The sequence below is a fragment of the Burkholderia sp. SIMBA_051 genome, assembly GCF_046534915.1.
Taxonomy (GTDB): Bacteria; Pseudomonadota; Gammaproteobacteria; order Burkholderiales; family Burkholderiaceae; genus Burkholderia; species Burkholderia ambifaria.
Genome location: NZ_JAWRXS010000009.1, coordinates 18,720 through 45,511, shown reverse-complemented (window position 1 = coordinate 45,511; position 26,792 = coordinate 18,720). Strand labels below are relative to the sequence as shown.

The window sequence follows — 26,792 nt, the reverse complement described above, 5'->3', positions numbered from 1 at the left end:
TCGAAGAACCCCGGCATGCAGGCTCAGGCCTGCGTGACCGGGGTTTTTTCATGGTACGCCGGCTTATGCCGCAACTAACGGTCAGGTTCATCCAGCGCCTGCGGACCGGGCGTGCGGCGGCGGTGCCCCGCCGCACGCCCCGATCAGGTTGCTTGGCCTTCAGCCCGCAACGCCCGCACCAGCTCGCTCGCCGCCTTGCCAAGCCCCGTGTGCTTCGGCCGCCGCAGATACACCGGCAGCAGCAGCCCGTTGCGGATGTTCGCGAACACGAGCGGCGCGAGCTCGCCGGCATCGACGTATCGGCCGATCGTCGATTCGGGCAGGTTGGCCCAGCCGTGGCCGGCCTTGACCAACGCGATCGCGGTCGCCATGTCGGTCACTTTCCACGTGCGATTGCCGATCACCGGCCGCACGTCGGTGAGCGGCCGTTCCGGATCGGCGATCACGATCTGCCGGAAACCGGACAACCGCTCGATCGCCTCGGGATGCGCGGCTTCGGCAATCGACGGGTGACCGGGCGCGGCGACGGCGATCAGCCTCTCGGTCCACAATGCGTGGATCTGTTCCTGCGGATGAAGATCGAGCCCGCCGTACGCGACGCACAGATCGACGGCGCCGCGATGCAGCGCGTCGACGATCGCGTCCTGCGGCGCGGTGACGATGCTGATCGCGAGCGCCGGATACTTCGCGGCGACGGCGGTCAGCGCGCGCGCAACGGGTGCGCTGTCGAGTTCCGCCGCGAGCCCGAGCCGCAGCGTGTCCTCGACGCCTTCCGACAGATGCTGCGCATGCGCGCGCAGCGCCTGCAGCCGTTCGGCGATCGACCGCGCGTCGGGCAGCAGCGCGGCCATCGCGGCGGTCGGCGTCGGCTCGCGCGTGCCGCGATCGAACAGCACGAGGTCCAGCTCGGCCTCGAGATTCGCGATCGCCATGCTGACGGCCGACGGCGTGCGGCCGAGCGCACGCGCGGCTGCCGAGAACGAGCCCTTGTCGATGACGGTCAGCAGCATGTCGATGTGGTCGCTGGTCAGCACGTGCGGCCTCCTGTCAGAAAAATTGAAAGAACCTGACTTTTGCGGGCGAAGTGCCCGCTGTAGTCTCGCCACCTGGTTCGATACGAAGGTGATGAGTGATGCAAGGATGGAAGAGACGCATAGTCTACGTCGTGATGTTCGAGGTGCTCGGCATCCTCGTCGCGTCGTCGGTACTCGGCATGCTGAGCGGCGCGAGCGCGGCGTCGAGCGGCCTGCTCGGCGTGATGATCTCGACGACGGGCGTCACCGTCAATTTCCTCTACAACTTCGGGTTCGAGGCGTCGGAGCGGCGGCGTGCGGAAATCACGCGCACCATCAGCCGGCGCGTCGTGCATGCGATCGGATTCCAGATCGCGCTCGTGACGTTCCTGATTCCGCTGATCGCGTGGTGGCTCGACGTGTCGCTGCTGCAGGCGTTCCTGTACGACGCGGTGCTGATCGTGTTCTTCCCGATCTTCACGTTCGTGTACAACTGGTCGTTCGACAGCGTGTTCGGATTGCCGGATGCGGTGACGCGCAAGGCCGAACCGGTCGCGTGACGCATGAGAACGCGAAACGATGCGGGAGCCCGCATCGTTTCGCGTCGAAAGAGAAGGGGAGTAGCGGGCGGAACGAATTCCGCCCGAGTGCGTTACGCGGCGACGAACTCGTGCACGAAACGGTTGAACACCGCGGGGCTTGCCGCGTTCATCCCGTGCGACGCACCGGCGACGGTCTGCCGTTGCGCATCGCCGATCCACTGCGACAGCGTGTCGACGTTGTTGCGGAACATCTTCGGGCTGCGCTGGCCGTCGATCAGCAGCGTGCGGCACGCGATATCCGACGCCGCGTGCTGCGAATACGCGGGCAGCGGATCGCGCAGCTGCTTCGGCAGCGTGCTCGCGTTGTCGATCGCCATCGTGCGAAAGCGCGACGTGCTCTTCTTCCATGCGCCCGGCAGGCTCACCGAGTCGACGAACATCTCGAGGCCGGCTTCCACTTCACCTTGACCGATCAGGTTCACGGCCTTCGTGCGCAGCGCGATCGCGGCGGCCGGCAGCGCGGCTTCGCGCACGCCCGGCTGTTGCAGCGGGCCGCCCGGATCGGCGAGCGTCAGCGACTCGACGAGGTGCGGATGCTGGCGCGCGACGTTGAACGCGACGCTGCCGCCACGCGAATGCCCGACGAGATGCACGGGGCCGAGATCGAGTGCGTCGATGAATTCGGCGAGCTCGTCGACGTGGTTCTGCCAGCTGAACTCGTCCTGGATGCCCGCTTCGACGGCCGGCCAGTAGTGGCTCAGGCTCGGCGCGATGCAGCGGTAGTGTGCCGACAGCGATGCGAGTTGCGGATCCCAGTAGCGATAGTCGCACAACGATCCGTGCACGAACACCATCGGCGCGCCGCTGCCCCGCTCGACATACGGCAGGCTGATGCCCGACGAAAGCGTCGCAAATTGCAGGTCCGGGTTCGCGAGCACCGACGGCTCGATTCGCATGTTCATGGCTGAAAGGCTCAAAGGTGCGTCAACACGACGCAACTATGCACCACGGCGACCTGCAAGGAAAACGCATAATTTTCATCGCGACGATCAATTTTATTGATGGCTCGGCTGAAAACCCTTGTCGCAGCGTGGGGATGTATCGAAGCCTTCAATCATCTGACGATTCGTTTCGCTGCCGAACGCGCGTGCGAACGCCTGCGCACACGCGCATCGGAGGGGCAGAAGGAAAAAGGGGAAAGGCCGCCGAACGCGGCCCCCAGATCACCGCACCGCCAGCGCGGGCGCGGTCTGAAGCTCGACGGGCAGATCGTTGTCGGCGGCGAACTGCATCGCGAAGTCGAATGCATCGGCACATACGATGCGCAATTCGTCGGACACGAACAGGCATTTGGCACCGCCGTCGACGACCGGCATCGCGAGCCGCGACAACGCGCACGGATAGCCGGGCCGCCGCTCGCCGACGAACAGCGTGATGACGCCCGCGAGCCGTTCGGGCCAGTCGCTCGGGCGGAAGGTTTTCTGCGCGCGGGTGATGCCGCGGATCAGGTGGCCGCGGGGTTGGCCAATGAGGCGGCCGCTTTGGGTGATGTCGATGCAATCCATGCCGTTGTGCGTATCCTCGTTCGCGTCATTCGCCGCCGTCGGCCGCCGCGTCGCCGCGCGCGGGAATCCGCAGGTTGCGCAGCTTGTGATAAAGCGTCTTCTTCGGCATGCCGAGTGCAACGCTTGCGTCCGCAACGTTGCCGTTGTGACGCCGCAGCATGTCCTCGATCAGCATCCGCTCGAAATACGCGAGCTGCTCCGCGAGCGTGCCGCCCGCCGTGGGCGCGCTGCCGGACGACAGCAGGCTGTCGCCGGTCAGGCCGAGCACGAAGCGGTCGGCCACGTTCTGCAGTTCGCGCACGTTGCCGGGCCACGCATGCGTCATCAGTTCGGACACCTGCGCAGCCGTGACGACGGGCGCCGGCTGCCCGAAGCGACGCGCGGCCGCGAGCACGAAATGCTCGAACAGCAGCGGCACGTCCTCGCGCCGTTCGCGCAGCGGCGGCAGCTCGATCTGCGCGACGTTGAGCCGATACAGCAAGTCCGCGCGGAAGCGTCCGTCGGCCGCGAGCTCGGCGAGATCGGCCTTCGATGCGGCGACGACGCGGCAGTCGACCGGAATCAGCTCGTTCGCGCCGAGCCGTTCGACCACGCGCTCCTGCAGCACGCGCAGCATCTTGATCTGGAGCGGAATCGGCATCGTCTCGATCTCGTCGAGGAACAGCGTGCCGCCGTGCGCCCATTCGATCTTGCCGATGCGCTTCTTGATCGCGCCGGTGAATGCGCCGGCCTCGTGGCCGAACAGCTCGCTCTCGAAGATCTGCTCGGGCAGCCCGCCGCAGTTCAGCGCGACGAAATGCGCGTCGCGCCGGCTGCCGAAGTCGTGCAGGCTGCGCGCGATCAGTTCCTTGCCGGTGCCCGTCTCGCCGGTGATCAGCACCGACACCGACGTATCGGCGAGGCGCAGTATCTTCTTGCGCACGTCGGCCATCGCGGGCGACTTGCCGAGCACGAACGCCTCGATGCCCTGCCAGTTGTTGAGCGCCGCGCGCAGCCCCTGCACCTCCAGCGTGAGCCGGCGCTTCTCGACCGCACGCGCGACGCGGCCGGCGATCACGTCCGACGAGAACGGCTTCTCGATGAAGTCGTACGCGCCGTCGTGCATCGCGCCGACGGCCGTCGAAATGTCGGCGTGGCCGCTGATCAGCACGACCGGAATCTGCGCATCGACGGCCATCACGCGTTCGAGCAGCTGCAGCCCGTCGATGCCCGGCATCCGCACGTCCGACACGATCACGATGGGCGCGCCGGGCGCGACGTGCGCGAGCGCGTCGGCGGCCGACGCGAATGCGTCGACCGGGAACCCGGCGAGCGCGACGGCCTGCTCGACGCCGATCCGGACGTTTTCATCGTCCTCGACGACCAGCACGCGAATCTCATCTTCCATGCTCTGTCCTTTGTTGCGGCGTCGCCGCCGCGAATTCGATGGTGAACTGCGCGCCGCCCGCGTCGCGGTTCGTCGCGGCGATCTTCGCGCCGAACGCCTCGACGATGCGCGACGTGATCGCGAGGCCGAGCCCGAGGCCCTGGCCGCGCGGCTTGGTGGTGACGAACGGCTCGAACAGGTGCGGCAGCACGTCGGGCGCGATGCCGGCACCGCTGTCGGCGACGGTGAAGCGCACGCGGCCGGCTTCATCTGCATCGTTCACGTCGTCCACTTTGGCGGCTTCGATGACGATCCGCCGCACGGGCGCGTCGTGCACCGCATCGAGCGCGTTGCCGAGCAGGTTCACGATCACCTGCTGCAACTGGCTCGATTCGGCGGACACCGTCGTGCCGGGCGCGATGTTCACGTCGAGCTGCACGCCTTCGTCGCGGATCCGCGCATCGTAGATGAACCGTGCATGCGCGACGGCCTCGGTCAGCGACACGGCGACGCGCTCGACGTCGGGCTTGCGCGCGAAGGTCTTCAGCTCGCCGGTAAGCACCGCCATGCTGTCGACCAGCTTGCCGATCCGTTCGAGATTCGCGTATGCCGGCGCCGGCTGGCCGCGCTCGAAGAACGTGCGCGCGTTGTCGCACAGCGTGCGGATCGCGACGAGCGGCTGGTTCAGCTCGTGCGTGAGGCCGGCGGCCATCTGCCCGAGCACCGCGAGCTTGCCCGCGTGCACGACTTCCTGCTGCGAATCGCGCAGCCGCTGCTCGGTGCGCTCGCGTTCGACGATCTCGCGCTGCATCCGCTCGTTCGCGGCCGTCAGCGCGGCGGTGCGTTGCGCGACGGTCAGCTCGAGCCGGTCGTTCGCGCGGCGCAGCGCGTCCTGCGCGTTCAGCCGCGCGACGATCGCCCGGCGGCGCTGGATCGCGTAGCCGGCCAGCAGCGCGGCGATCAGGAACGCGCCGGTGACGAACACGAACGCGGTCTCCTGCTGGCGCCGCGCGCTCGCGATGTCCAGCAGCACCATCAGCGAATCGCCGGCCTGCGGGGCGGGGCGCGACATCACGAGATAGCGGGTGTTGCGGCCGGCGTGACGGGGATCGGGAAACGTGCCGAACCACGCGGCGGCGCTGCGGTCGCCGATGTGGCGGTACGGCAGCACGTCGACCGTGCGGCCCGCGTATTGCCGCGACGCCTGGATGTCGCGCTGCTGCTGCGCGGTGATCGGGCGCAGCGCGGTGAATTTCCACGCCGGCTCGGTCGAGATCACGATCACGCCGTTGCCGTCGACCACCAGCGCCGCGACGCCCGGCGCGCGCCACGCGGATTCGAGCGGGTCGACGCTGATCTTCACGGCCGCCGCGCCGATCGGCGCGCCGTCGTCGCGCACCGCGCTCGCGAAGTAGACGCCCGGCACGCCGGTATTGGTGCCGATCCCGAAGAAGCGGCCGCTGCCGTGCGCGAGGGCGTCCTTGAAGTACGGCCGGTACGACACGTTCGTGCCGACGAAGCTGATCGTCTCGTTCCAGTTGCTGGCAGCGATCACTTCGCCGCGCAGGTCGATCACGTCGACGGCGCCGCTGCCCGCGTCGCGGTTCACGGCTTCGAGGTACGTGTTCACCGTGTGGGCGAGCGCGGGCCGGTCTTGCGGCGCGGCCTTCAGCAGCGCGCGCACGCCGTCCTGACGGGCGACCAGGCCGGGCAGGATCTCGAAGCGGCCGAGTTCGCTCTTCAGGCTCGACGCATATAGATCGAGCCGGTGCGCGCCGGTTTCCTCCAGCGCGTCGATCGCGCGTTCCCACGCGAAATCGACGGCCGCGCCCGCCACGCCGACATACAGCACGGCGGCCGACGCCCACCCCCACCACGGGATTCCCTTGAAGCTCTTCTGCACGTTCGCCCTCATCGAAGCCCGCAACCGGTCACCTGCAACCGGCCCTCCGCAACCGGCCGTCCGCGACCGGCCCTTCGCAATGACGCGCGCCGCACGCCGGCAGGGCCGGCGGCGGCGCGTGCGAAGCAGCCTGCGCGACGGTGCGCGCGGCCGTGCATTATCCGAAGTGCGCGACCAGGATCAGCGTCACCGTGACGACGATTGCGCCGCCGATGCGCGTCGCGATCTGCGCGAACGGCATCAGCTGCATCCGGTTCGCGGCGGTCAGGATCGCGACGTCGCCGGTGCCGCCTTGTCCGCTGTGGCAGGCGTTCACGATTGCGGTGTCGATAGGGTACATCTTCAGCAGGCGGCCGACCACGAAACCGGTGCCCATCAGCGTCGCGACGGTCGACACGATCGTGACGACGTTGACGATCGTGAAGGCGGCGGTCAGCTTGTCCCACGGCGTCATCGCGACGCCGATCGCGAACAGCAGCGGATACGTGACGGCGGTCGAGAAGAACTTGTAGACGACGAACGCGCCTTCCTGCAGCGGCGGCGACACCGCGCGAGCGAGCTTCACCAGCACCGCGAGGAACAGCATCGCGACCGGCGCGGGCAGGCCGAACAGCTTGTGCGCCATCAGGCCCACGAGATACAGCGTGATCGCCGTGATGCCGGCGCCCGCGATGTGCGTGACGTCGACGTGACCGCGGATCTCTTCGTTTTGCGGCGCCAGGTCGCCACTTTCGCCGACCTGCAGACGACCGTTGCCGGTCAGGTGCGGCAGGCGCTTGCCGAGCATGTCGAGCGCACCCGACAGGATGATTGCCGTCAGGCTGCCGAGCATCACCGGCGGCAGCACCATCGCGAACATCTCGCCCTGCGGCAGGTGCATCAGTTCCGAATAGCCGATCGACAGCGGAATCGCGCCTTCGCCGACACCGCCCGCCATGATCGGCACGACGATGTACAGCAGCGTGTGGCGCGCGCCGAGGCCGAGCGCGGTGCCGACTGCCGTGCCGACGATCGCGGCCGCGACCGAACCGGCGGCGAGCGGGATGAAGATCTTCACGAAGCCCTGGATCAGCACGCGCCGGTCCATGCTCAGGATGCTGCCGACGATGATCGACGCGATGAACAGGTACAGGAAGTTCGTCGATTTCGTGAACTCGACGGTCAGGTTCAGCACCGGCTTCGGCAGCACGTGATAGTAGGTGAGCGCCGACGGCACGAAGGTCGCGAAGATCGCGGCCGCGCCGATGTTGCGCAAGAGCGGCAGGCGCTTGCCGAGTTCCGCGCACGTGAAGCCGAAGAACGCGAGCACGGCGATCGCCATCGAGATCTCGCCCGGCACCTTGCCCGTGACCGAGAAACCGACGATCAGCGCGAACAGGATCACGTACACCGGCAGCGGGATGATGCCGATGCGGATTTCCATCAGCTTCCACCAGCCTTCCGGCCAGAAGCGTGCGCGCGTGGCGGCACTGGCTTCGGCAATCGGTTCCGGGTGGGACGGGGTATGGATAGAGGTCTGCAAGACGTGTCTCCTGATTGTGGGATGCCTGCATCGCTTCGCGGCATCGTGTGCCGTCTATTACGCAACCCCCGTGCCAGAAATCTAGCCTGCCTAAATATTTTTAATGCATTGATTCATAAGGGATTTGTTTCGTCTGCGGAAAGGGTGGCCGCCTTGGCCGGCCGAGATTTCGGAATTCGCCCGGCGGGGGAGGCCGAGATTTCGGCCAGTCGCCCAGTCGGCCGGCCGGGCGCCGCGCGCCACGCCGACCGCGATCGCGCGCCATATCGCCGCGCGCGATTTTCTTCGCACAATCGCTTCGTAGACCGCCTTCCTGCCGCTCTCTATCATCGGCTGATCCTTTTCCGATGCGACGACTGTCCGGAGAACGCCCACGCGTTCGCCGCGGCGTCGCGCATCCGTCGATACCGTCTTTGGACAGGAGAGTGGTTCCCATGCCGCATGCCGTTTTTTCCGCCCGCTCGTGCGCCGTCCGCCTCGCACGGCTCGTCCTGCCGGCCCGCCTGACCGCGGCCGCGCTGCTCGCCGCGTGGCTCGCCGTCGCGCTGCCGGGCGGCGCGCGCGCCGACACCGCGCCGCTGAAGGTCGGCATCTCGACGAGCCCGCAGATCGAAGCGCTGAAGATCGCCGCGAAGGAGGCGAAGGAGCAGGGCCTCGACGTGCGGATCGTCGAGTTCACCGACTGGAATACGCCGAACGCGGCGCTCGCGAACAAGGACATCGACGTCAACTACTTCCAGCACATTCCGTTTCTCGAGAACGCGAAGAAGCAGGGCGGCTACAACTTCGTGTCGATCGCGCCGGGCACGATCATGAAGATCGGCCTCTATTCGAAGAAGGTGAAAAGCTTTGCCGAGCTGAAGGATGGCGCGCGCGTCGCGATCGCGAACGATCCGGTCAACGGCGGGCGCGGGCTGTTGCTGCTGCAGCGCGCGGGCCTCATCACGCTGAAGCCGGGCAGCGACTACCGGGCGACGACGCACGACATCGTGTCCAACCCGAAGCACCTGAAGATCATCGCGCTCGAGGCGTCGCAGCTTGCGCGCTCGCTCGACGACGTCGACCTCGCGCAGGGCTACCCGAGCTTCATCAAGCTCGCCGGCACGACCGACCCGAACAGCGCGCTGCTGTTCGACGGCACCGAGAACAAGAACTTCGCGATCCAGTGGGTCGTGCGGCCCGAGAGCGTGAACGATCCGCGCATCCGCAAGTTCATCGCGATCTACCAGCACTCGCCGGCGGTGCGCCGTGCGCTCGACAACGCGTTCGGCTCGCTTTACGCGATCGCGTGGTGACGGAGGGAACATGACGACGCCGAACCGCAAGAAGATCCTGCTCAACGCGTTCAACATGAACTGCGTCGGACACATCAACCACGGGCTGTGGACGCATCCGCGCGACCGCTCCGCGCACTACACCGATCTCGACTACTGGGCCGATCTCGCGAGGACGCTCGAGCGCGGCAAGTTCGACGGCATCTTTCTCGCGGACATCGTCGGCGTGTACGACGTGTTCGGCGGCGGCCCCGACGCCGCGCTGCGCGAATCGGTCCAGGTGCCCGTCAACGATCCGCTGCTGCTCGTGCCCGCGATGGCGCAGGTCACGCGGCATCTCGGCTTCGGCGTGACCGCGAACCTGACCTACGAGCCGCCGTACCTGTTCGCGCGCCGCATGTCGACGCTCGATCACCTGACGAAGGGGCGCATCGGCTGGAACATCGTGACCGGCTATCTCGACAGCGCCGCGCGTGGAATGGGCCTCGCGCAGCAGATCGGCCACGACGACCGCTACGAACGCGCGGACGACTACATGGACGTCGTCTACAAGCTGTGGGAACAAAGCTGGGACGACGATGCGGTGATCCGCGACGCGCAGGCGCGCGTGTTCGCGCAGCCGGGCAAGGTGCGGCGCGTCAAGCACGACGGGCCGTTCTATTCGGTCGACGCGATCCACCTGAGCGAGCCGTCGCTGCAGCGCACGCCGGTGCTGTACCAGGCCGGTTCGTCCGCGCGTGGCGTCGAGTTCGCGGGGCGGCATGCGGAGTGCGTGTTCGTGAACGGGCAGAGCAAGGCCGCCGCGCGCGCGGCGGCGCTCGATATCCGCGCGGCCGCCGCGCGGCAGGGCCGCGACCCGGCATCGATCAGGATTTTCGCCGGTGTGAGCGTCGTGACCGCCGAGACCGAGCTTCTCGCCCGCGAGAAGTTCGACGAATACCGGCGCTACGCGAGCCCCGAAGCCGGCCTCGCGCATTTCGCGAGTTCGACCGGCATCGACTTCGCGAAGTACGGCCTCGACGAGCCGATCTCGTACGTGAAGACCGATTCGATCCAGTCGGCCGTCGACGCGATCTCGCGCAAGAGCACGACCGGCACGTGGACCGTGCGCCGGATGCTCGAACAGATGTCGCTCGGCGGGCGCTACGCGCCGATCGTCGGTTCGCCGTCGCAGGTCGCGGACGAACTGCAGTCGTGGATCGACGAGACGGGCATCGACGGTTTCAACCTGACGCGCACGGTGATGCCCGAGTCGTTCGAGGATTTCGTCGACTGGGTCGTGCCGGAACTGCAGAACCGCGGCATCTACAAGGAAGACTACGATCCCGCGCCGACGCTGCGCGAGAAGCTGTTCGGCGCCGGCCCGCGGCTGCCGGCCTGGCATACGGGCGCGCGGCAACGGCTGGCCGCCGCGCCAGCATCGGAACCCGCGCATCCCGCGCATGCATGAACGTGACGGAGCGAAGCGATGACGCAACTGTTCGATACGCTGGGTTTCATCGAGGCATCGGCCGTGCGGGCCGGCGCGGCGGCACGCGACGCGCATGGCGCGCATCGGGAAGCCGCCACGCGGGCTGAGGTCGCCGCCGTGTCGCTTGTCCACGTCGGCAAGGTATTCGCGACGCCGCGCGGCCACGCCGCGGCGCTGCGCGACGTGACGCTCGACGTGCGGCGCGGCGAGGTGTTCGGGATCATCGGCCGCAGCGGCGCCGGCAAGTCGACGCTGCTGCGGCTCGTGAACGGGCTCGAACGTCCGAGTTCGGGCAGCGTGCGCGTGCAGGGCGTCGACGTCGGCGCGCTCGACGAGGACGGGCTCGTCGCGCTGCGCCGCCGCACCGGGATGGTGTTCCAGCATTTCAACCTGCTGTCGGCGAAGACGGTGTTCGAGAACGTCGCGCTGCCGCTGAAGATCGCCGGCGTGCCGAAGGCCGAGCGCACGCGCAAGGTCGATGCGTTGCTCGATCTCGTCGGGCTCGCCGCGAAGCGCGACGCGTATCCGGCGAGCCTGTCGGGCGGCCAGAAGCAGCGCGTCGGCATCGCGCGGGCGCTGGTGCACGATCCGGAGGTGCTGCTGTGCGACGAGGCGACGTCGGCGCTCGATCCCGAGACAACGCAGTCGATCCTCGCGCTGCTCGCTGATATCAATCGCCGCCTCGGGCTGACGATCGTGCTGATCACGCACGAGATGGAAGTGATCCGCGCGGTGTGCGACACGGTCGCGGTGATCGAACAGGGCGAGGTCGTCGAAACGGGTCCGGTATGGCGCGTGTTCGGCGATCCGCGCCACGGCGCGACGCGCGCGCTGCTCAGCACGCTCGTGCACGACCTGCCGGCCGAACTGGCCGCGCGCGTGCGGCCGTTGCCCGAGCAGGCCGCACTGCCGGACGGCGCGCAGGTCGTGCTCGACGTCCGCTATACGGGTGAAAGCGGCGGCGAGCCGGACGTCGGCGCGCTCGCGGCGGCGCTCGGCGGCTCGGTGCGTTTCCTGCATGGCGGGATCGAGCGGATCCAGGGGCATGCGCAGGGACGCCTCGTGATCGCCGCGTCGCCCGGGCAGTCGCTGGCACACGGCGGCGCGGTCGCCGCGTTGCTGGAGCGCGCGCGCCGCCATGCGAACCACGCGGAGGTGCTCGGCTATGTTTGAACTCTGGTGGCCCGAACTGCTCGACGCGATCCGTGACACGCTGTCGATGGTCGCCGCGTCGGCCGCCGTCGCCGCGCTGATCGGCATCCCGCTCGCGGTGATCCTCGTGACGACCGCGCCCGGCGGCATCTACGAGCGGCGCGGCGTGAACGCCGTGCTCGGCGCGCTCGTCAACGTGTTCCGCTCGACGCCGTTCATCATCCTGCTCGTCGCGCTGCTGCCGTTCACGCGCGTGCTGATCGGCACGACGATCGGCGTGTGGGCGGCCGTCGTGCCCTTGTCGATCGCCGCGATTCCGTTTTTCGCGCGAATCGCCGAAGTGAGCCTGCGCGAAGTCGATCGCGGGCTGATCGAGGCCGCGCTCGCGATGGGCGCGAAACGCCGCCACATCGTGTGGCACGTGCTGCTGCCCGAGGCGCTGCCCGGCATGCTCGGCGGCTTCACCATCACCGTCGTCGCGCTGATCGGCTCGACCGCGATGGCGGGCGCCGTCGGCGCGGGCGGGCTCGGCGATCTCGCGATCCGCTACGGTTACCAGCGTTTCGACACCACCGTGATGGCGACCGTGATCGTGATCCTCATCGCACTCGTATCGGCCGTGCAAATCACGGGCGACCGCCTGGTCCGACACGTGACCCGGCGTACCTGAGCGGCGCCACAAGCGCGGCTCATTTCATTTTTCCAGACCCTGAGAGAACGATACCCATGACCTTGCCCATCGGCGCACCGCGCGAATGGAACGGACAATTCGAGGAAGCGCTGTTCCTGGACGTCGCGCGACGCCATCGTCCCGGCTTTCCCGACAAGCTCGCGACGCCGCCGCGCGAGCCGCGCAGCGAAGACGAGCTGGCCGCCGTCGCCGACTACTACACGAAGATGGCGTCGCACGACCTGTTCATCGTGCAGGTCGTCGCGAAGGCGATCGACACGCTGTTCCGCGACGATCCGCATTTCCAGCTGATCCTGTCGCGCCAGCTCGGCGACGACGGCGCGCATGCGGTGATCGGCCGCGAGCGCGTGACCGAACTGACGGGCCGCGATCCGCTGCCGGAAGTCGAGCGGCTCGTCGCCGCCCACTGGGCGCGCATCGGCGATATCGCGGTGCGCGACGTCGCGGGCTTCCTCGCGTTCGAATGGCATTACGAGCTGCACATCCTCGCGAAGCTGTGGATCCAGCGCAAGACCGGCCGTATCGCGGATGGCGCGATGCGCGAGCACGGCGAAAACCGGATTCGCCCGGACGAGGAGTGGCATCGCGTGCAGATCGTCCAGTGGTGGTTCGACACGTTGAAAGCGCTGCCGGCCGCCGAGCGCGAGGCGCTGATCGACCGCGTGATCGCGGCCGACGAGGAAACGCAGGCGCGGCTCGACGGTTATCTGCATGACGAGTACGCGCATACCGCGCATGTGTTCGGTGCGGATATCGCCGAGTACCGCGCGATCTACGACGACTGGCGGCGCGAGATCCTGTCGCGGCTGACCGGCCGCCGGCTCGGCGCGCTGGTGCCGCTGTCCGGCGAAGTCGTGGCGCATGAACCCCTTGCGCGGGAAGCCGTCGCATGAACGATCCGCGCAGCCCGGCGACGTTTGCGCCGGATTCCGATGCACGCGCGATCGACGCCGATGCGCTGGCGCGCGCGATCGACTCGCTGCGTGCGACGGCGGCCGCGCGCGACCGCGCGGGCGGTCATGCGGGCGACGAGAAGCAGTGGCTCGCCGACGCCGGCCTGCTAACGCTCGCGGTGCCGCGCGAATTCGGCGGACAGGAAGCCGCGTGGCCGGCGATCTACGACACGATCCGGCAGATCGCGCGCGTCGACAGCGCGCTCGCGCATCTGGTCGGGTTCCAGATCCTGCAGATCGTGAGCGTCGACGTGTGGGGCAGCGCGGCCCAGCGCGAACGCCATCTGCGCGGCACGGTCGAGCATCGCTGGTGGTGGGGCAATGCGGTCAACCCGCTCGACACGCGGCTGGTGGCGACCGCGACGCCGGACGGCGGCTACCGGCTCGACGGCGTGAAGGGCTTCTGCTCGGGCACGCGCGGCTCGCAGCGCATGACCGTGTCCGCGCACGATCCGGAAACGGGCCGCACCGTGTTCGGCGTGGTGCCGACCGATCGTGACGGGATCACGGTCAACGACGACTGGGATCCGATCGGCCAGCGCCAGACCGACAGCGGCAGCGTGCGCTTCGACGGCGTGACGCTCGCGTCGGACGACGTGCTGCACCGGTCCGAAACACCGCCGACGCCGCGCGCGACGCTGCGCACGCTGGTGTCGCAGCTGGTGCTGACGAACCTGTTCGTCGGGCTTGCAGAAGGCGCGCTCGCCGAGGCGCGCGACTATGTGCTGAAGCATGGCCGGCCGTGGATACATTCGGGCGTCGCGCAGGCGAGCGACGATCCTTATACGCTGCAGCGCTTCGGCGACATGCGCGTGCGGGCGGTGGCGGCGGCATCGCTGGCCGACCGCGCGGCGCTCGAGTTGCAGCGCGCATGGTCGCGGCGCGATGCGCTGACGGCCGACGAACGTGCCGAAGTGGCGCTCGCCGTGTCGGAGGCGAAGATCGTCGCGCAGCGCGCGGCGCTCGACAATGGCGAGGCGCTGTTCGATGCGTGCGGCGCACGCGCGACGGCCGCGTCGCTCGGCCTCGACCGATTCTGGCGCAACGCGCGCACGCATACGCTGCACGATCCGCTCGACTATCGGCTGCGCGATGTCGGGCGGTTTGCGTTGACGGGAGAGTTGCCGCAAGCGTCGCTTTATACGTGACGGCGGTCAGCCATCGCGTCACTGCACTGGCAACTTCTCCGCCAGTGCCCGCATCGCATCCACCGTCTCCGGATTCGCCGGAAAAAATGCCTCGATCGCGAGCTCCGACAGCGTGACGTCGACCGGCGTGCCGAACACCGTCGTCGTGCTGAAGAACGTCAGCTCGCCGGCCGCCGTGCGCAGCCGCAGCGGCACCGCGATGTCCGCGTAGTCGGTGCGTGCATGCGTGTCGTCGCGCTGGCCGGCCGGTGCCGGATAGTCGGCCAGTTCGTCGCGCAGCGCATGCAGCGCGCGGTCGCCGCTCGCGTCGATCTGCCGTTGCAGCCGGTGCAGGATATGCGCGCGCCATTCGTGCCAGTTGACGATCTGCGACGCGAGGCCGTCCGGATGCAGGCTCAGGCGCAGCACGTTGACGGGCGGCTGCAGCAGCGCCGGATCGGCCTGCGCGACCAGCGCGCCGAGCATCCGGTTCGCGGCCAGCAGCGTCCAGTGACGATCCACCGCGAGCGCCGGGTAGGGCTCGTGGCCGCGCAGCACGGCCTCCACCGCGTGGCGCGCGGCATCGAGCTGCGGATCGGAGAACGGCCGCTCGCGAAACAGCGGCGCATAGCCGGCGGCGACCAGCAGCGCATTGCGCTCGCGCAGCGGCACGTCGAGGCGCTCCGCGAGATGCAGCACCATGTCGCGGCTCGGCTGCGCGCGGCCCGATTCGACGAAGCTCAGGTGTCGCGCGGACACCTCCGCCTCGAGCGCGAGCGCCATCTGGCTCAGGCGCCGGCGTTGACGCCAGGTGCGCAGCAGCGGGCCGATGCCGGACGCACGGCCGGCGGACGGAGGGAGCGAATGGACGGTGGCGGTCGAGTTCATGGTGAAGATGATAGGCAATCCGGCACGCGCCGGGCATTACCTGACAGGTAAGCATTCCGGAACGGCGTGCGTCGCCGGTTCCGCCAGTTCCACCGGCTGCCGCCCGGGACTCCCTTCCGCCCCCGCATCTCGTCCCCTGACGCACGGCGACGCTGCGTTACCATAGCCACCGTGCCACCTGAGAGGCGGCGCCGGACCCGCGACCACAACGCTCGGGCCGGACGCCGTGCACATTCACAACAAGGCAGTCCAGGGGAATCCAACAATGAAAAAACTCGCCGTCCGCGTCGCCTGCGTGGCGATGCTCGCATTCGCCGCGACCAGCGGCCACGCGCAAACCGAAGCCGCGCAGGTCGAAATGAGGGCCGCCGCCGCGGCCGCCAACAAGGCCGTCGTCAGCGGGCCGGCCGATATCGACATCAAGCACGAAGCCGTGCTGAAGCTGAAAGCGGGCGAATCGTTCGTGCCGGCCGCCGAAGCCGGCCGCTACCTGCGCTCGATGGGCAACTCGATCGACGAATCGAAGCTGGTCGGCCTCGTGCTGCCCGAGGATCCGGACGCCGACTGGATCTCGGTCGTGTCGTTCGAGCCGAGCGGCTACATCCGCGACGACGACGCGAAGGACTGGAAACCCGACGAATTGCTGAAGAGCCTGCAGGCCGGCACCGAGGAAGGCAACCCCGCGCGCAAGGAGCGCGGCCTGCCGGAAACCGAGGTGGCCGGCTGGGCGAAGGCGCCGGCATACGACGCGGCCACGCACCGGCTCGTGTGGTCCGCGATCATCCGCGACAAGGGCGCGGCCGCGAACGCCGAGAACGACGGGGTGAACTACCGCACGCTCGTGCTCGGCCGCGACGGGTACCTGTCGCTGACGATGGCGTCGACGCTTGCCGATCTGCCGAAGTACAAGCCCTCGGCCGACGACCTGCTCGCGAACATCCGCTTCAACGACGGCAAGCGCTACGCCGATTTCAACAAGTCGACCGACCACGTCGCCGAGTACGGTCTCGCGGCGCTGATCGTCGGCGTCGGCGCGAAGAAGCTCGGCCTGCTCGCGCTGATCGGCGCGTTCGCGCTGAAGTTCTTCAAGGTCGGCGCGATCGCGCTGCTGGGGGGCGCGGCGGCGCTGAAGCGCTTTTTCGGCCGCAAGCCGAAGGCCGCCGCGGTACCGGTCATCGCCGATGCGTCCGGGATGCCGGAGACGGAGCGCAAGGAATGACGAAACTGCTGCTGCTGATTTTCGGCGGCCTGAAGCTCGGCAAGGTGCTCATGTCCGCGGGCACCATGCTCGCGTCGATCGCGGTCTACGCGCTGTTCTACGGCTGGCGCTTCGCGGCCGGCTTCGTCGCGCTGCTGTTCGTGCACGAGGCCGGCCACTACCTGGCCGCGCAGCGGCGCGGGCTCGACGTGGGGCTGCCGACGTTCATTCCGTTCGTCGGCGCGTGGATCCAGTTGAAGGAGATGCCGCACGATGCCGAAACCGAGGCGTACGTCGGGCTGGCCGGGCCGTTCGTCGGCACGCTCGGCGCGCTGGCCTGCTACGCGGCCGCGCGCCACTACGACAGCAACCTGCTGCTCGCGGTGTCGTACACGGGCTTCTTCCTGAACCTGTTCAACATGATTCCGCTGTCGCCGTTCGACGGCGGGCGCATCACCGCGGTGCTGTCGCCGCGCATCTGGTTCGCGGGCGTGCCCGTGCTGATCGCACTGTTCGTGTACCGGCCGAGCCCGCTGCTGATCGTGATGGCGATCCTCGCGCTGCCGCAGCTCAAGCGCGCGTGGCGCTACGATCCCGCCGCGCCGGAGAACCGCGCGTACTACGCGACGTCGATCGAGACGAAGACCACCTACGCGCTCTGCTACATCGGCCTGGTCGCGTTTCTCGCGCTGATGACGTCCGGCGTGCACGACATGCTGCGCGTTGCGCATTCGGCGGCCTGACGCAAAAACGGCGGCCGCTTGCACGCGGCCGCCGTCGTCTTCCTTCCATTCCCGCCGCAGCTCACGCGTCGCGATGACGCAGTTCGACGCGCTTGATGTCCTTCACGATCACCAGATAGCTGAACACCGTGACGAGCGCGTTCAGCCCGACGAACACCAAGGCGCCGTTGAACGAGCCGCTCGCGCCGACCAGGTAGCCGATCGCGATCGGCGCGACGATGCCGGCCGTGTTGCCGAACATGTTGAACAGGCTGCCCGACAGGCCGATCGCTTCCTTCGGCGCGGTATCCGCGACGACGGCCCAGCCGAGCGAGCCGATTCCCTTGCCGAAGAACGACACGGCCATCAGCACGATCACCAGCACTTCGCTGTCGACGTAGTTGCAGCCGATGATGACCATCGACAGCAGCATCCCGCTGACGATCGGGATCTTGCGCGCAAGCGTCAGCGACACGCCGCGACGGATCAGCAGGTCCGACAGCATCCCGCCGAGCACACCGCCGAGGAACCCGCAGATCGCCGGCAGCGACGTCATGAAGCCGGCCTTCAGCAGCGACATCCCGCGCGCCTGCACGAGGTAGATCGGGAACCACGTGAGGAAGAAGTACGTAAGCACGTTCACGCAGTACTGGCCGAGATAGACGCCGAGCAGCATCCGGTTCGACAGCAGCTGGCGAACGTAGTACCAGCCGGCGACGCGGCTGCCTTCGGATGCCTTGGACGCCGCGCCGCTACCGCGCGCCGCGCTCGGCCGGGCCGTCGAGCGCACGAGGCCGCCGCCCTGCTCGATATGCTCGAGTTCCGCGCGGTTCACCGCCGGATGGTCGACCGGGTCCTTCATCACGCGCAGCCACAGGAACGCGAGCGCGATGCCGGCGAGGCCGAGCCACAGGTACACGTGGTGCCAGCCGTACGCATGCGTGAGCCACGCCATCAGCGGCGAGAACACCACCGCCGCGAAATACTGCGCGGCGTTGAAGATCGCCGACGCCGTGCCGCGCTCGGCGGTCGGGAACCAGCTCGCGACGACCTTCGCGTTCGCGGGAAACGCGGGCGCCTCGGCGATGCCGACCGCGAAGCGCATCACGAACAGCGCGGTCACCGCGAACGCGGCGCTGCCGCCGAGGCCGATCGTGCTTTGCAGCAGCGTGAACGCCGACCACAGGAAGATGCTCGCCGCATACACGCGGCGCGCGCCGAAGCGGTCGAGCAGCCAGCCGCTCGGCAACTGCGCGAGCACGTACGCCCAACTGAACGCCGAGAAGATGTAGCCCATCGTCACCGGATCGATGCCGAAGGCCTTGCGGATCGGCGTGCCGGTGATCGACAGCGTCGCGCGGTCCGCATAGTTGAGCGTCGTGACGACGAACAGCATCGCCAGGATCCAGTAGCGCACGGCGGTCCGGCGCGTGGTGCCGGCGAGTTCGATCGGAAGATCGCGGGAGGTGGTCTGATTGTTGGGCACGTTAAGGTACGTCGTCGTATGACATGACCGCGAGTTTATGAGCAACGCCGCCACGCAGAAACCTCGGGTTTTCCCTTTGCCGGGTGACGCGAAAGGGTCAGAAAATCGTGCTTAGGCCGAACGGATAAGGATTTGAGGTACGCGGCCGCACTGCCGACACACAACGCAAATATCGAAATGTCGTCGGCAGACATCATATCTGTTGAGCTACAATGAGCGAATCATTCCCGAACCACGGAGCACACCCCATGCAATTGACTGGAGAGATGCTGATCGGCGCCGACGCGGTGGCCGGCTCGGCCGGTACCTTGCACGCGTTCGACCCGTCGAAGGGCGCGCCGATCGACGCGCCGGCCTTCGGCGTCGCGACGCAGGCCGACGTCGAGCGCGCGTGCGAACTCGCGCGCGACGCCTTCGACGCGTACCGCGCCCAGCCGCTCGCGGCCCGCGCGGCGTTTCTCGAAGCGATCGCCGACGAAATCGTCGCGCTCGGCGACGCGCTGATCGAACGCGCGCACGCCGAAACGGGCCTGCCCGTCGCACGGCTGCAGGGCGAGCGCGGCCGCACCGTCGGCCAGCTCCGCTTGTTCGCGCGCGTCGTGCGCGACGGGCGCTTCCTCGCCGCGTCGATCGATCCCGCGCAGCCCCAGCGCACGCCGCTGCCGCGTTCGGACCTGCGGCTGCAGAAGGTCGGGCTCGGGCCGGTCGTCGTGTTCGGCGCGAGCAACTTCCCGCTCGCGTTCTCCGTGGCCGGCGGCGATACCGCGTCGGCGCTGGCGGCCGGCTGCCCGGTGATCGTGAAGGCCCATGAGGCGCACCTCGGCACGTCCGAGCTGGTCGGTCGCGCGATCCGCGCGGCGGTGGCGAAATGCGGAATGCCGGCCGGCGTGTTCTCGCTGCTGGTCGGCCCCGGCCGCGTGACCGGCGCGGCGCTCGTCAGTCATCCGGCGATCCAGGCCGTCGGTTTCACCGGGTCGCGGCAGGGCGGCATGGCGCTCGTGCAGCTCGCGAACGCGCGTCCGCAGCCGATTCCCGTCTATGCGGAAATGAGCAGCATCAACCCGGTCGTGCTGTTCCCGGCCGCGCTGGCCGCGCGCGGCGACGCGATCGCGACCGGCTTCGTCGATTCGCTGACGCTCGGGGTCGGCCAGTTCTGTACGAACCCGGGCCTCGTGCTGGCGATCGACGGTCCCGATCTCGACCGCTTCGAGTCGGTCGCCGCGCAGGCGCTCGCGAAGAAGCCGGCCGGCGTGATGCTCACGCGCGGCATCGCGGACGCGTATCGCAACGGTCGCGGCAAGCTGGCCGAACTGCCGGGCGTGCGTGAAATCGGCGCGGGCGAGACGGCGCAGACCGAATGTCAGGCAGGCGGCGCGCTGTACGAAGTCGCCGCGCAGGCGTTCCTGGCGGAGCCGGCATTCAGCCACGAGGTGTTCGGGCCGGCATCGCTGATCGTGCGCTGCCGCGATCTCGACGAAGTCGCGCACGTGCTCGACGCGCTGGAGGGCCAGCTGACGGCCACGCTGCAGATGGACGCCGACGACAAGCCGCTCGCGCGCCGCCTGCTACCGATCCTCGAACGCAAGGCCGGGCGTCTGCTCGTCAACGGCTATCCGACCGGCGTCGAGGTGTGCGACGCGATGGTGCACGGCGGGCCGTTCCCGGCGACGTCGAATTCGTCCGTCACGTCGGTCGGCGCGACCGCGATCGAGCGTTTCCTGCGGCCCGTGTGCTATCAGGACTTCCCGGACGATCTGCTGCCCGAGGGGCTGCAGGAAAGCAATCCGCTCGCGATTCCGCGGCTGCGGGACGGCAAGGCGGAGTGAGGGGGCTGAACGTGACGGGCTGAAGGCCGCGTCCCGGCAGGGGCGCGATTCGGTACGTTGATGGATGGCGGCGGACGGTGCCCACGGGCGCGTCCGCCGTTTTCATTTATGGCGGGGTTTCGTGCCGCGGGGTTGCGCATGCTGCCGAGCGCGCGACGAGCCGCCCCCACCTTCCGCGCCGCCTGAATTTCTCCTACAGTAGCGGGGCTGCGGGCCGTCCGGCCCGCTGGCGAGCCTGAGAGACCGACACAAGACCAACAAGGAACCATCCGATGAACATCAGCAAGCGCGGCGACCACCTGTTCGCCGCCGGACTATGGAAGGCGATCGGCGACGTCGCGCATTCCGTGCGCAGCCGCATCGGCCAGTACAGCGAAGGGCGCGTGCTCGCGAATGCGCTGCTCGAATTCCAGCGCGACCTCGGCGGCAGCGAATTCGACATGACCATCAACCAGGGGCGGCCCGTGACGGGCTCCGATGCGCATTCGCTCATGTTCGGCCTCGCCGTGCGCCGTTTCAGGCAGGACATGGAAGCGCTGGTGTTCGCGCTCGAGCAGCGCCGCGGCATCGACGAACGCGACCAGAACCTGCGTACCGACGCGCTGACGCAGGCCAACAGCGCGCTGCTGACCGCGAAGCAGTCGGCGACGATCACGGTCGGCCGGTTCTTCGATGCGGTCGTCGACCGCGACGTGCTGGGGCAGATTCTCGGCGGCGAGTCGAGCGCACGCGTGCGTTCGGGCGCGCAGGAGCAGATCGAGACGACCCGCATCAAGCTCGGCAACGTGCGTCACCGGATCATCGGCGTCATCGCGCAGATGTGACCGCACGCCTTCGCGGCGGGGTGCAGCGCGTTGCCGCCGCTGCAAACGACCGCGGCCGGCAAGAGCCGGCCGCGACGCAACACTGACGACAAGCCGGCAGCGGTGCCGCTGAGCGCACCGCGCCGGCCGTCCCCGCTTACTGCGGGCCCATCTTCTTGATCAGCACGTCCAGTTCGGCGACTTCGGCGTCGTTGAGATCGACGAGCGGCGCGCGCACCGGGCCCGCGTCGTGGCCGACGAGCTTCGCGCCCGCCTTCACGATGCTGACCGCGTAGCCCGCGCGACGGTTGCGGATCTGCAGGTACGGCAGGAAGAACTCGTCGATCAGGCGGCCGACCGTTGCGTGGTCGTCCTTCGCGATCGCTTCGTAGAATTCCATCGCCGTCTTCGGGATGAAGTTGAACACGGCCGACGAGTACACCGGCACGCCGAGCGCCTTGTACGCGGCTGCGTAGACTTCGGCCGTCGGCAGGCCGCCGAGGTACGCGAAGCGATCGCCGAGGCGGCGGCGGATCGTGACCATGCTCTCGATTTCGCCGACGCCGTCCTTGAAGCCGATCAGGTTCGGGCAACGATCGGCGAGGCGCTCGAGCATGTCGGCGTTCAGCTTCGAATTCGCGCGGTTGTACACCACGACGCCGATCTTCAGCGCGCGGCACACCTGCTCGACGTGTTCGGCGATGCCCTCCTGGCTGGCTTCGGTCAGGTAGTGCGGCATCAGCAGCACGCCGCTCGCGCCGAGGCGCTCGGCTTCCTGCGCATATTCGATCGCGACGCGCGTCGCGCCGCCGGCGCCGGCCAGGATCGGCACCTTGCCCTTGCAGGTTTCCGTCGCGACGCGGATCACGTCCGAATACTCGCGCTGCGTGAGCGAGAAGAATTCACCGGTGCCGCCGGCCGCGAACAGCGCGGTCGCGCCGTACGGTGCCAGCCATTCCAGGCGCTCCGCATAGGTGGTCGGGCGGAAGCTGCCGTCTGCGTCGAAGTCCGTCAGCGGAAACGACAGCAGGCCGTGGGAGATGATTTGTTTGAGTTCTTGCGGTGAAGTCATGGTTGGGTCGTCCGTCTAGCGCGAGCGCAGCGCGAGTGCAGGTTTGTCGGGCACGGCATCCGAGCCGTATTGGCGATGTCGTTGTATGTCATCGTACAACGAGGGAAGGGGTGACGCAAGCGGTTTGCTGGCGGGCCGGGGTTAGGGTCTTTCCGGATAAGGGTTTACGCAACATCCCAGGTTGGCGTTGAATGTCGTATGATGACTAACGATTTGACCGGTAGCCTCCAGGAATTCCGATGACTGCTTCCCCTCTCTACATCCGCGTGCATCCGGACGACAACGTCGCGATCGTCGTCAACGACGGCGGCCTGCCCGAGGGCGCGACGTTCGCCGACGGCCTGACGCTGCGCGAAGGCGTGCCGCAAGGGCACAAGGTCGCACTGGCCGACCTCGCGGCCGGCGACCCGATCGTCCGCTACAACGTCGTGATCGGCTATGCGCTCACGGAGCTGCGCCGCGGCAGCTGGGTCAACGAGCGCACGATGCGCATGCCCGAGCCGCCGGGCCTGGACAACCTGCCGCTCGCCACGCGTGCCGCGCCGCCGCTGGCGCCGCTCGAAGGCTATACGTTCGAGGGCTTCCGCAATGCCGACGGCTCGGTCGGCACGCGCAACATCCTCGCGATCACGACGACCGTGCAGTGCGTGTCCGGCGTCGTCGAGCATGCGGTGAAGCGGATCAAGGAAGAGCTGCTGCCGCGTTACCCGAACGTCGACGACGTGGTCGGGCTCGAGCACACGTACGGCTGCGGCGTCGCGATCGATGCGCCCGACGCCGACATTCCGATCCGCACGCTGCGCAACATCAGCCTGAACCCGAACTTCGGCGGCGAGGTGATGACGGTGAGTCTCGGCTGCGAGAAGCTGCAGCCCGAGCGCCTGCTGCCGCCCGGCGCGATTCCGCTGACAGCCGACGGCGCAACCGACAACGGCGGCGTGGTGTGCCTGCAGGATGCCGCGCACGTCGGCTTCAACTCGATGATCGACTCGATCATGAAGATGGCCGAATCGCATCTCGAGCGGCTGAACCGCCGTCGCCGCGAAACCTGTCCGGCGTCGGATCTCGTCGTCGGCGTGCAGTGCGGCGGCAGCGACGCGTTCTCGGGGCTGACCGCGAACCCGGCGGTCGGTTTCGCGGCCGACCTGCTGGTGCGCGCCGGCGCGACGATCATGTTCTCGGAAGTGACCGAAGTGCGCGACGGCGTCGCGCAACTCACGTCGCGCGCCGCGAACGAGGACGTCGCCCGCGAGATCATCCGCGAGATGGACTGGTACGACCGTTACCTGGAGCGCGGCCGCGTCGACCGCAGCGCGAACACGACACCCGGCAACAAGAAGGGCGGCCTGTCGAACATCGTCGAGAAGGCGATGGGCTCGATCGTGAAGTCGGGCAGCGCGCCGATCGCCGGCGTCGTGCGTCCCGGCGATCGTGCCCGGCAAAAGGGGCTGCTGTACGCGGCGACGCCCGCGAGCGACTTCATCTGCGGCACGCTGCAGCTCGCGGCGGGCATGAACCTGCACATTTTCACGACCGGCCGCGGCACGCCGTACGGCCTCGCGCAGGTGCCGGTGATCAAGGTCGCGACGCGCAGCGATCTCGCGCGCCGCTGGCACGACCTGATGGATCTCGACGCGGGGCAGATCGCGACCGGCGCGGCGTCGATCGAGGACGTGGGCTGGGAGCTGTTCCGGCTGATGCTCGACGTCGCGAGCGGCAAGCGCCGCACGTGGGCCGAGCAATGGAAGCTCGCGAATGCGCTGACGCTGTTCAATCCGGCTCCGGTGACCTGACGCACGGTTGCGACGGCTGACGATGCGGGCGCCTTCGGGCGCCCGTTTTCATTGCGGCGGCGGGCGCGCTACGCGTGGTCGTTCGGCAGGTCGAACAACGCATGCGCGTACTCGACGCGGCCGAAATGATGCTTCCACAGCCGCACGCCGAGTTCGCCGCTGCGATCGAGCGACGAACCGGCCGTGAGATCCGCGAGCAGCGTCGGGTGCAGGCCCGCGTCGAACAGCGCGAAGCCGGCCGCGAGCACGCACGTGTCGGTCTGGATGCCGCAGACGAGCACGCGTTCCGGCGCGAGCGCACGCAAGTGCTCGACGACTTCGACGGGCAGCCCGTAGCCATGCTTGACGAATACGCGATCGGCGGCGATCAGGCTGTCGTCGTCGCGGGACGGGCGCCAGCCGAGCTGCCGCTCGAACGGCACGCGCGCTTCGTCGTGACGCTCGACCGTCGCGACGCTCGGCAGGCGCCCGACGAGCGCGCGCACGCGGGTGACGAGCCATTCGGGCGGCGCGAACGTCGGCTGGATGTCGACGATCAGGAGGGCTTGCTGCATGGCGGATGACGTCCGGAGGTCCAGGCAGGCCGATTCTAGCGTGTGCGCCGGCGGTGCGATTTCCTTACCTCGAACGTAATCGACCGCCCGCGCGGGGCCGGCGACGATAGCGGCACGCGAACCCGACAGGTTCGCGGCGCTGTCCTCCCTTCATCCAGACCAGGAGCCTCGCATGAACACCGCCCAAACCGTCCAGTCCGCTCACGCCGACCTGATCGACCGCTATTTCGATGCATGGAACGAACCCGACGCCGCGCGCCGGCGCGCGCTGATCGATGCGACCTACGCGAGCGACGCGGCCTATCGCGATCCGCTGATGGCCGGCGACGGCCACGCGGGCATCGACACGATGATCGCGGCAGTGCAGGAACGCTTCCCCGCGTTCCGTTTCCGCCGCACGACCGACGTCGACGGGTTCGGCCAGCACCTGCGCTTCTCGTGGGCGCTCGTGTCGCCCGACGGCGCGGCGATCGTGAAGGGTTCGGATTTCGGCACCGTCGACGCATCGGGCCGCCTGAAGTCGGTCACGGGTTTCATCGACGAAATGCCGGCCGCGGCGTCGTGACGCGAACCGCGCATGCGCGGCGGCGCCCGGGATCGGGTAACGTTATGCGGTTCGTTCCTGATCCCGGAGACTTGCCGACATGCTGAAGAATCTCGATCCGCTGCTGCACGCCGACATCCTGCACGCGCTGCGCGCAATGGGCCACGGAGATGAAGTGGCGATCTGCGATGCGAATTTCCCGGCGGAATCCGTCGCCGAGCACACGGTGGTCGGCCGCGCGTTGCGCATCGACGGCGCCGATTCGGCGCGCGTCGCGCGCGCGGTGCTGTCGGTGCTGCCGCTCGACACGTTCGTCGACACGCCCGCGTGGCGGATGGAAGTCGTCGGCGATCCGGCCGCGGTGCCGCCGGTGCAGCGCGAGGTACAGGCCGAGATCGATCGTGCGGAAGGTCGCGCGGTGCCGCTCGCGGGCATCGATCGCTTCGCGTTCTACGAGCGCGCGCAGCAGGCCTACGCGGTGATCGTCACCGGCGAACTGCGCGGCTACGGCTGCTTTCTGTTCAAGAAGGGCGTGCTGCTGAGCGACGCGGCTTAGGGCCGGTTCCCTTTATTTGCGGCACGGGCGAACGCCGCTTTTCATAGCGCCGCCGTGCCTGCGCCCCCGCCGCAGTGTAAAGATTTGCTACAACCTTTTTCTTGGACAGCGCGGAAAGACCCTCTATGCTGGCCCATTTGCCGCGGGCCCCGCAGGGCCACGCGGCCCCGAACCGCATGGGTGTGCCCCGTGCGGACGGCCGAATTGCATACGAGGAGAGAGGCATGACGCGTTCCGTCGATTCCGGCGTCATTTTTTTCGCGCGCCTGGCGCTGGCGGCGTTGTTCTTGTGGGGCGGCGTGATGAAGCTGCTCGGCTACAGCGATTTCATCGGCTATCTGCACGCGCTGAACGTGCCCTATCCGCAGGTGATGGGCCCGATCGTCGTGACGATCGAAGCGCTCGGCGGCCTGCTGCTGATCGTCGGCTACAAGGTCAGGCCGCTCGCGTTGCTGCTGGCGTTCTATACGATCGCGACCGCGATGGTCGGACACAATTTCTGGGACGCGACCGACGCAGCGGTCCAGCACGACATGGTCATCCACTTCTGGAAGAACGTCGCGATCGCCGGCGGCTTCCTGCTGCTGTTCGTGACCGGCGCGGGCGGCGCGAGCATCGACGCGCTGCGCCGGCCGAGTTCGTCGTATGGCGCGCTGCGCTGAGTCGACCTGATTCGGGCTGATTCGAGCTGAACCGGGCAACGCACGCACCACGCACGTCGTCGCACTGAAGCAAAACAGAAGGGCCGAATTCCGCACGCCGCGGGATTCG

Annotated in this window: 25 protein-coding genes; 15 read left to right on the top strand and 10 right to left on the bottom strand. The window is 68.3% G+C overall.

From position 1 onward, the window contains the following. Window positions 1-143: 143 nt before the first annotated feature. Entirely contained in the window at window positions 144-1,034 is an 891-nt protein-coding gene (locus tag SB771_RS22250; RefSeq protein ID WP_175660112.1) for a LysR family transcriptional regulator, read from the bottom strand. Window positions 1,035-1,132: 98 nt separating this feature from the next. Between SB771_RS22250 and SB771_RS22245 the strand changes: the two genes are divergently transcribed. Then, entirely contained in the window at window positions 1,133-1,573 is a 441-nt protein-coding gene (locus SB771_RS22245) for a PACE efflux transporter (RefSeq protein ID WP_175660113.1), read from the top strand. A gap of 92 nt (window positions 1,574-1,665) precedes the next feature. Here SB771_RS22245 and SB771_RS22240 read toward each other — a convergent pair whose 3' ends face one another. The 5 genes from SB771_RS22240 to SB771_RS22220 all read right to left on the bottom strand — a co-directional run bounded on the left by SB771_RS22240 (window position 1,666) and on the right by SB771_RS22220 (window position 7,911). Beyond that, on the bottom strand, window positions 1,666-2,517 hold the full coding sequence (locus tag SB771_RS22240) for an alpha/beta fold hydrolase (RefSeq protein ID WP_011659650.1): 852 nt from the start codon (window positions 2,515-2,517) through the stop codon (window positions 1,666-1,668). A gap of 261 nt (window positions 2,518-2,778) precedes the next feature. Further along, window positions 2,779-3,120, bottom strand: coding sequence for a DUF3579 domain-containing protein (locus SB771_RS22235; protein WP_175660114.1), 342 nt, complete (start codon window positions 3,118-3,120; stop codon window positions 2,779-2,781). A gap of 25 nt (window positions 3,121-3,145) precedes the next feature. Next, entirely contained in the window at window positions 3,146-4,507 is a 1,362-nt protein-coding gene (locus tag SB771_RS22230) for a sigma-54-dependent transcriptional regulator (RefSeq protein WP_166721234.1), read from the bottom strand. Beyond that, window positions 4,497-6,401 (bottom strand): ATP-binding protein, encoded by a 1,905-nt coding sequence (locus SB771_RS22225; protein ID WP_175660115.1) that lies wholly within the window; start codon window positions 6,399-6,401, stop codon window positions 4,497-4,499. Before SB771_RS22225 ends, SB771_RS22230 begins: the two co-directional genes overlap by 11 nt. Before the next feature lie 145 nt (window positions 6,402-6,546). Continuing rightward, window positions 6,547-7,911 (bottom strand): 2-hydroxycarboxylate transporter family protein, encoded by a 1,365-nt coding sequence (locus SB771_RS22220; protein WP_175660116.1) that lies wholly within the window; start codon window positions 7,909-7,911, stop codon window positions 6,547-6,549. A gap of 434 nt (window positions 7,912-8,345) precedes the next feature. On the opposite strand from SB771_RS22220, the gene SB771_RS22215 reads away from it, so the two are divergent. Genes SB771_RS22215 through SB771_RS22190 form a run of 6 tightly spaced genes read left to right on the top strand, consistent with a single transcriptional unit; the run spans window position 8,346 to window position 14,600 of the window. Further along, on the top strand, window positions 8,346-9,206 hold the full coding sequence (locus SB771_RS22215; RefSeq protein ID WP_105830478.1) for a MetQ/NlpA family ABC transporter substrate-binding protein: 861 nt from the start codon (window positions 8,346-8,348) through the stop codon (window positions 9,204-9,206). Window positions 9,207-9,216: 10 nt separating this feature from the next. Next, window positions 9,217-10,635, top strand: a complete 1,419-nt coding sequence (locus SB771_RS22210; protein ID WP_175660117.1) for an LLM class flavin-dependent oxidoreductase — start codon at window positions 9,217-9,219, stop codon at window positions 10,633-10,635. 18 nt (window positions 10,636-10,653) lie between these two features. Continuing rightward, on the top strand, window positions 10,654-11,829 hold the full coding sequence (locus SB771_RS22205) for a methionine ABC transporter ATP-binding protein (protein WP_175660118.1): 1,176 nt from the start codon (window positions 10,654-10,656) through the stop codon (window positions 11,827-11,829). After that, the gene (locus tag SB771_RS22200) at window positions 11,822-12,478 is read left to right on the top strand and encodes a methionine ABC transporter permease (RefSeq protein WP_006752338.1); all 657 of its coding nucleotides are present in this window, start codon (window positions 11,822-11,824) and stop codon (window positions 12,476-12,478) included. The genes SB771_RS22205 and SB771_RS22200 overlap by 8 nt, the downstream gene beginning before the upstream one ends. A 56-nt stretch (window positions 12,479-12,534) precedes the next feature. Continuing rightward, a complete protein-coding gene (locus tag SB771_RS22195) occupies window positions 12,535-13,392 on the top strand; it encodes a hypothetical protein (protein ID WP_175660119.1) in 858 nt (285 codons plus the stop codon). Then, window positions 13,389-14,600 carry an acyl-CoA dehydrogenase family protein gene (locus SB771_RS22190; RefSeq protein ID WP_175660120.1) on the top strand — a complete coding sequence of 404 codons (1,212 nt, stop codon included), beginning with the start codon at window positions 13,389-13,391 and terminating at the stop codon, window positions 14,598-14,600. Before SB771_RS22195 ends, SB771_RS22190 begins: the two co-directional genes overlap by 4 nt. An 18-nt stretch (window positions 14,601-14,618) precedes the next feature. Here SB771_RS22190 and SB771_RS22185 read toward each other — a convergent pair whose 3' ends face one another. Further along, window positions 14,619-15,467, bottom strand: coding sequence for a helix-turn-helix domain-containing protein (locus tag SB771_RS22185; protein WP_175660121.1), 849 nt, complete (start codon window positions 15,465-15,467; stop codon window positions 14,619-14,621). A 265-nt stretch (window positions 15,468-15,732) separates the two neighbouring features. Between SB771_RS22185 and SB771_RS22180 the strand changes: the two genes are divergently transcribed. Then, window positions 15,733-16,686: a DUF2167 domain-containing protein gene (locus SB771_RS22180; RefSeq protein WP_175660122.1), complete on the top strand. Its 954-nt coding sequence runs from the start codon at window positions 15,733-15,735 to the stop codon at window positions 16,684-16,686. After that, the gene (locus SB771_RS22175; RefSeq protein WP_011659638.1) at window positions 16,683-17,408 is read left to right on the top strand and encodes a site-2 protease family protein; all 726 of its coding nucleotides are present in this window, start codon (window positions 16,683-16,685) and stop codon (window positions 17,406-17,408) included. The genes SB771_RS22180 and SB771_RS22175 overlap by 4 nt, the downstream gene beginning before the upstream one ends. Before the next feature lie 61 nt (window positions 17,409-17,469). Here the strand turns inward: SB771_RS22175 and SB771_RS22170 are convergent, their stop codons facing one another. Beyond that, a complete protein-coding gene (locus SB771_RS22170; protein ID WP_279607310.1) occupies window positions 17,470-18,873 on the bottom strand; it encodes an MFS transporter in 1,404 nt (467 codons plus the stop codon). Between the two features lie 248 nt (window positions 18,874-19,121). Here SB771_RS22170 and SB771_RS22165 point away from each other — a divergent pair, with 248 nt between their 5' ends. Continuing rightward, window positions 19,122-20,699 (top strand): aldehyde dehydrogenase (NADP(+)), encoded by a 1,578-nt coding sequence (locus SB771_RS22165; RefSeq protein WP_175660123.1) that lies wholly within the window; start codon window positions 19,122-19,124, stop codon window positions 20,697-20,699. Between the two features lie 272 nt (window positions 20,700-20,971). Next, on the top strand, window positions 20,972-21,523 hold the full coding sequence (locus SB771_RS22160; protein ID WP_175660124.1) for a hypothetical protein: 552 nt from the start codon (window positions 20,972-20,974) through the stop codon (window positions 21,521-21,523). A 136-nt stretch (window positions 21,524-21,659) separates the two neighbouring features. On the opposite strand, the gene kdgD is transcribed toward SB771_RS22160, so the two are convergent. Beyond that, complete coding sequence (kdgD, locus tag SB771_RS22155; protein WP_006752326.1) at window positions 21,660-22,574, bottom strand: 5-dehydro-4-deoxyglucarate dehydratase; 915 nt, start codon at window positions 22,572-22,574, stop codon at window positions 21,660-21,662. Window positions 22,575-22,813: 239 nt separating this feature from the next. Between kdgD and garD the strand changes: the two genes are divergently transcribed. Continuing rightward, entirely contained in the window at window positions 22,814-24,367 is a 1,554-nt protein-coding gene (gene garD / locus SB771_RS22150; RefSeq protein WP_105830468.1) for a galactarate dehydratase, read from the top strand. Window positions 24,368-24,435: 68 nt separating this feature from the next. Here the strand turns inward: garD and SB771_RS22145 are convergent, their stop codons facing one another. After that, complete coding sequence (locus tag SB771_RS22145; RefSeq protein ID WP_175660125.1) at window positions 24,436-24,921, bottom strand: cysteine hydrolase family protein; 486 nt, start codon at window positions 24,919-24,921, stop codon at window positions 24,436-24,438. A gap of 172 nt (window positions 24,922-25,093) precedes the next feature. Between SB771_RS22145 and SB771_RS22140 the strand changes: the two genes are divergently transcribed. From SB771_RS22140 to SB771_RS22130, 3 genes are all read left to right on the top strand, one after another. After that, on the top strand, window positions 25,094-25,486 hold the full coding sequence (locus tag SB771_RS22140; protein WP_175660126.1) for a nuclear transport factor 2 family protein: 393 nt from the start codon (window positions 25,094-25,096) through the stop codon (window positions 25,484-25,486). 79 nt (window positions 25,487-25,565) lie between these two features. Next, window positions 25,566-26,021 carry an RbsD/FucU family protein gene (locus tag SB771_RS22135; RefSeq protein ID WP_006752322.1) on the top strand — a complete coding sequence of 152 codons (456 nt, stop codon included), beginning with the start codon at window positions 25,566-25,568 and terminating at the stop codon, window positions 26,019-26,021. A gap of 224 nt (window positions 26,022-26,245) precedes the next feature. Next, window positions 26,246-26,683 carry a DoxX family protein gene (locus SB771_RS22130; RefSeq protein ID WP_105830465.1) on the top strand — a complete coding sequence of 146 codons (438 nt, stop codon included), beginning with the start codon at window positions 26,246-26,248 and terminating at the stop codon, window positions 26,681-26,683. Window positions 26,684-26,792 lie beyond the last annotated feature (109 nt).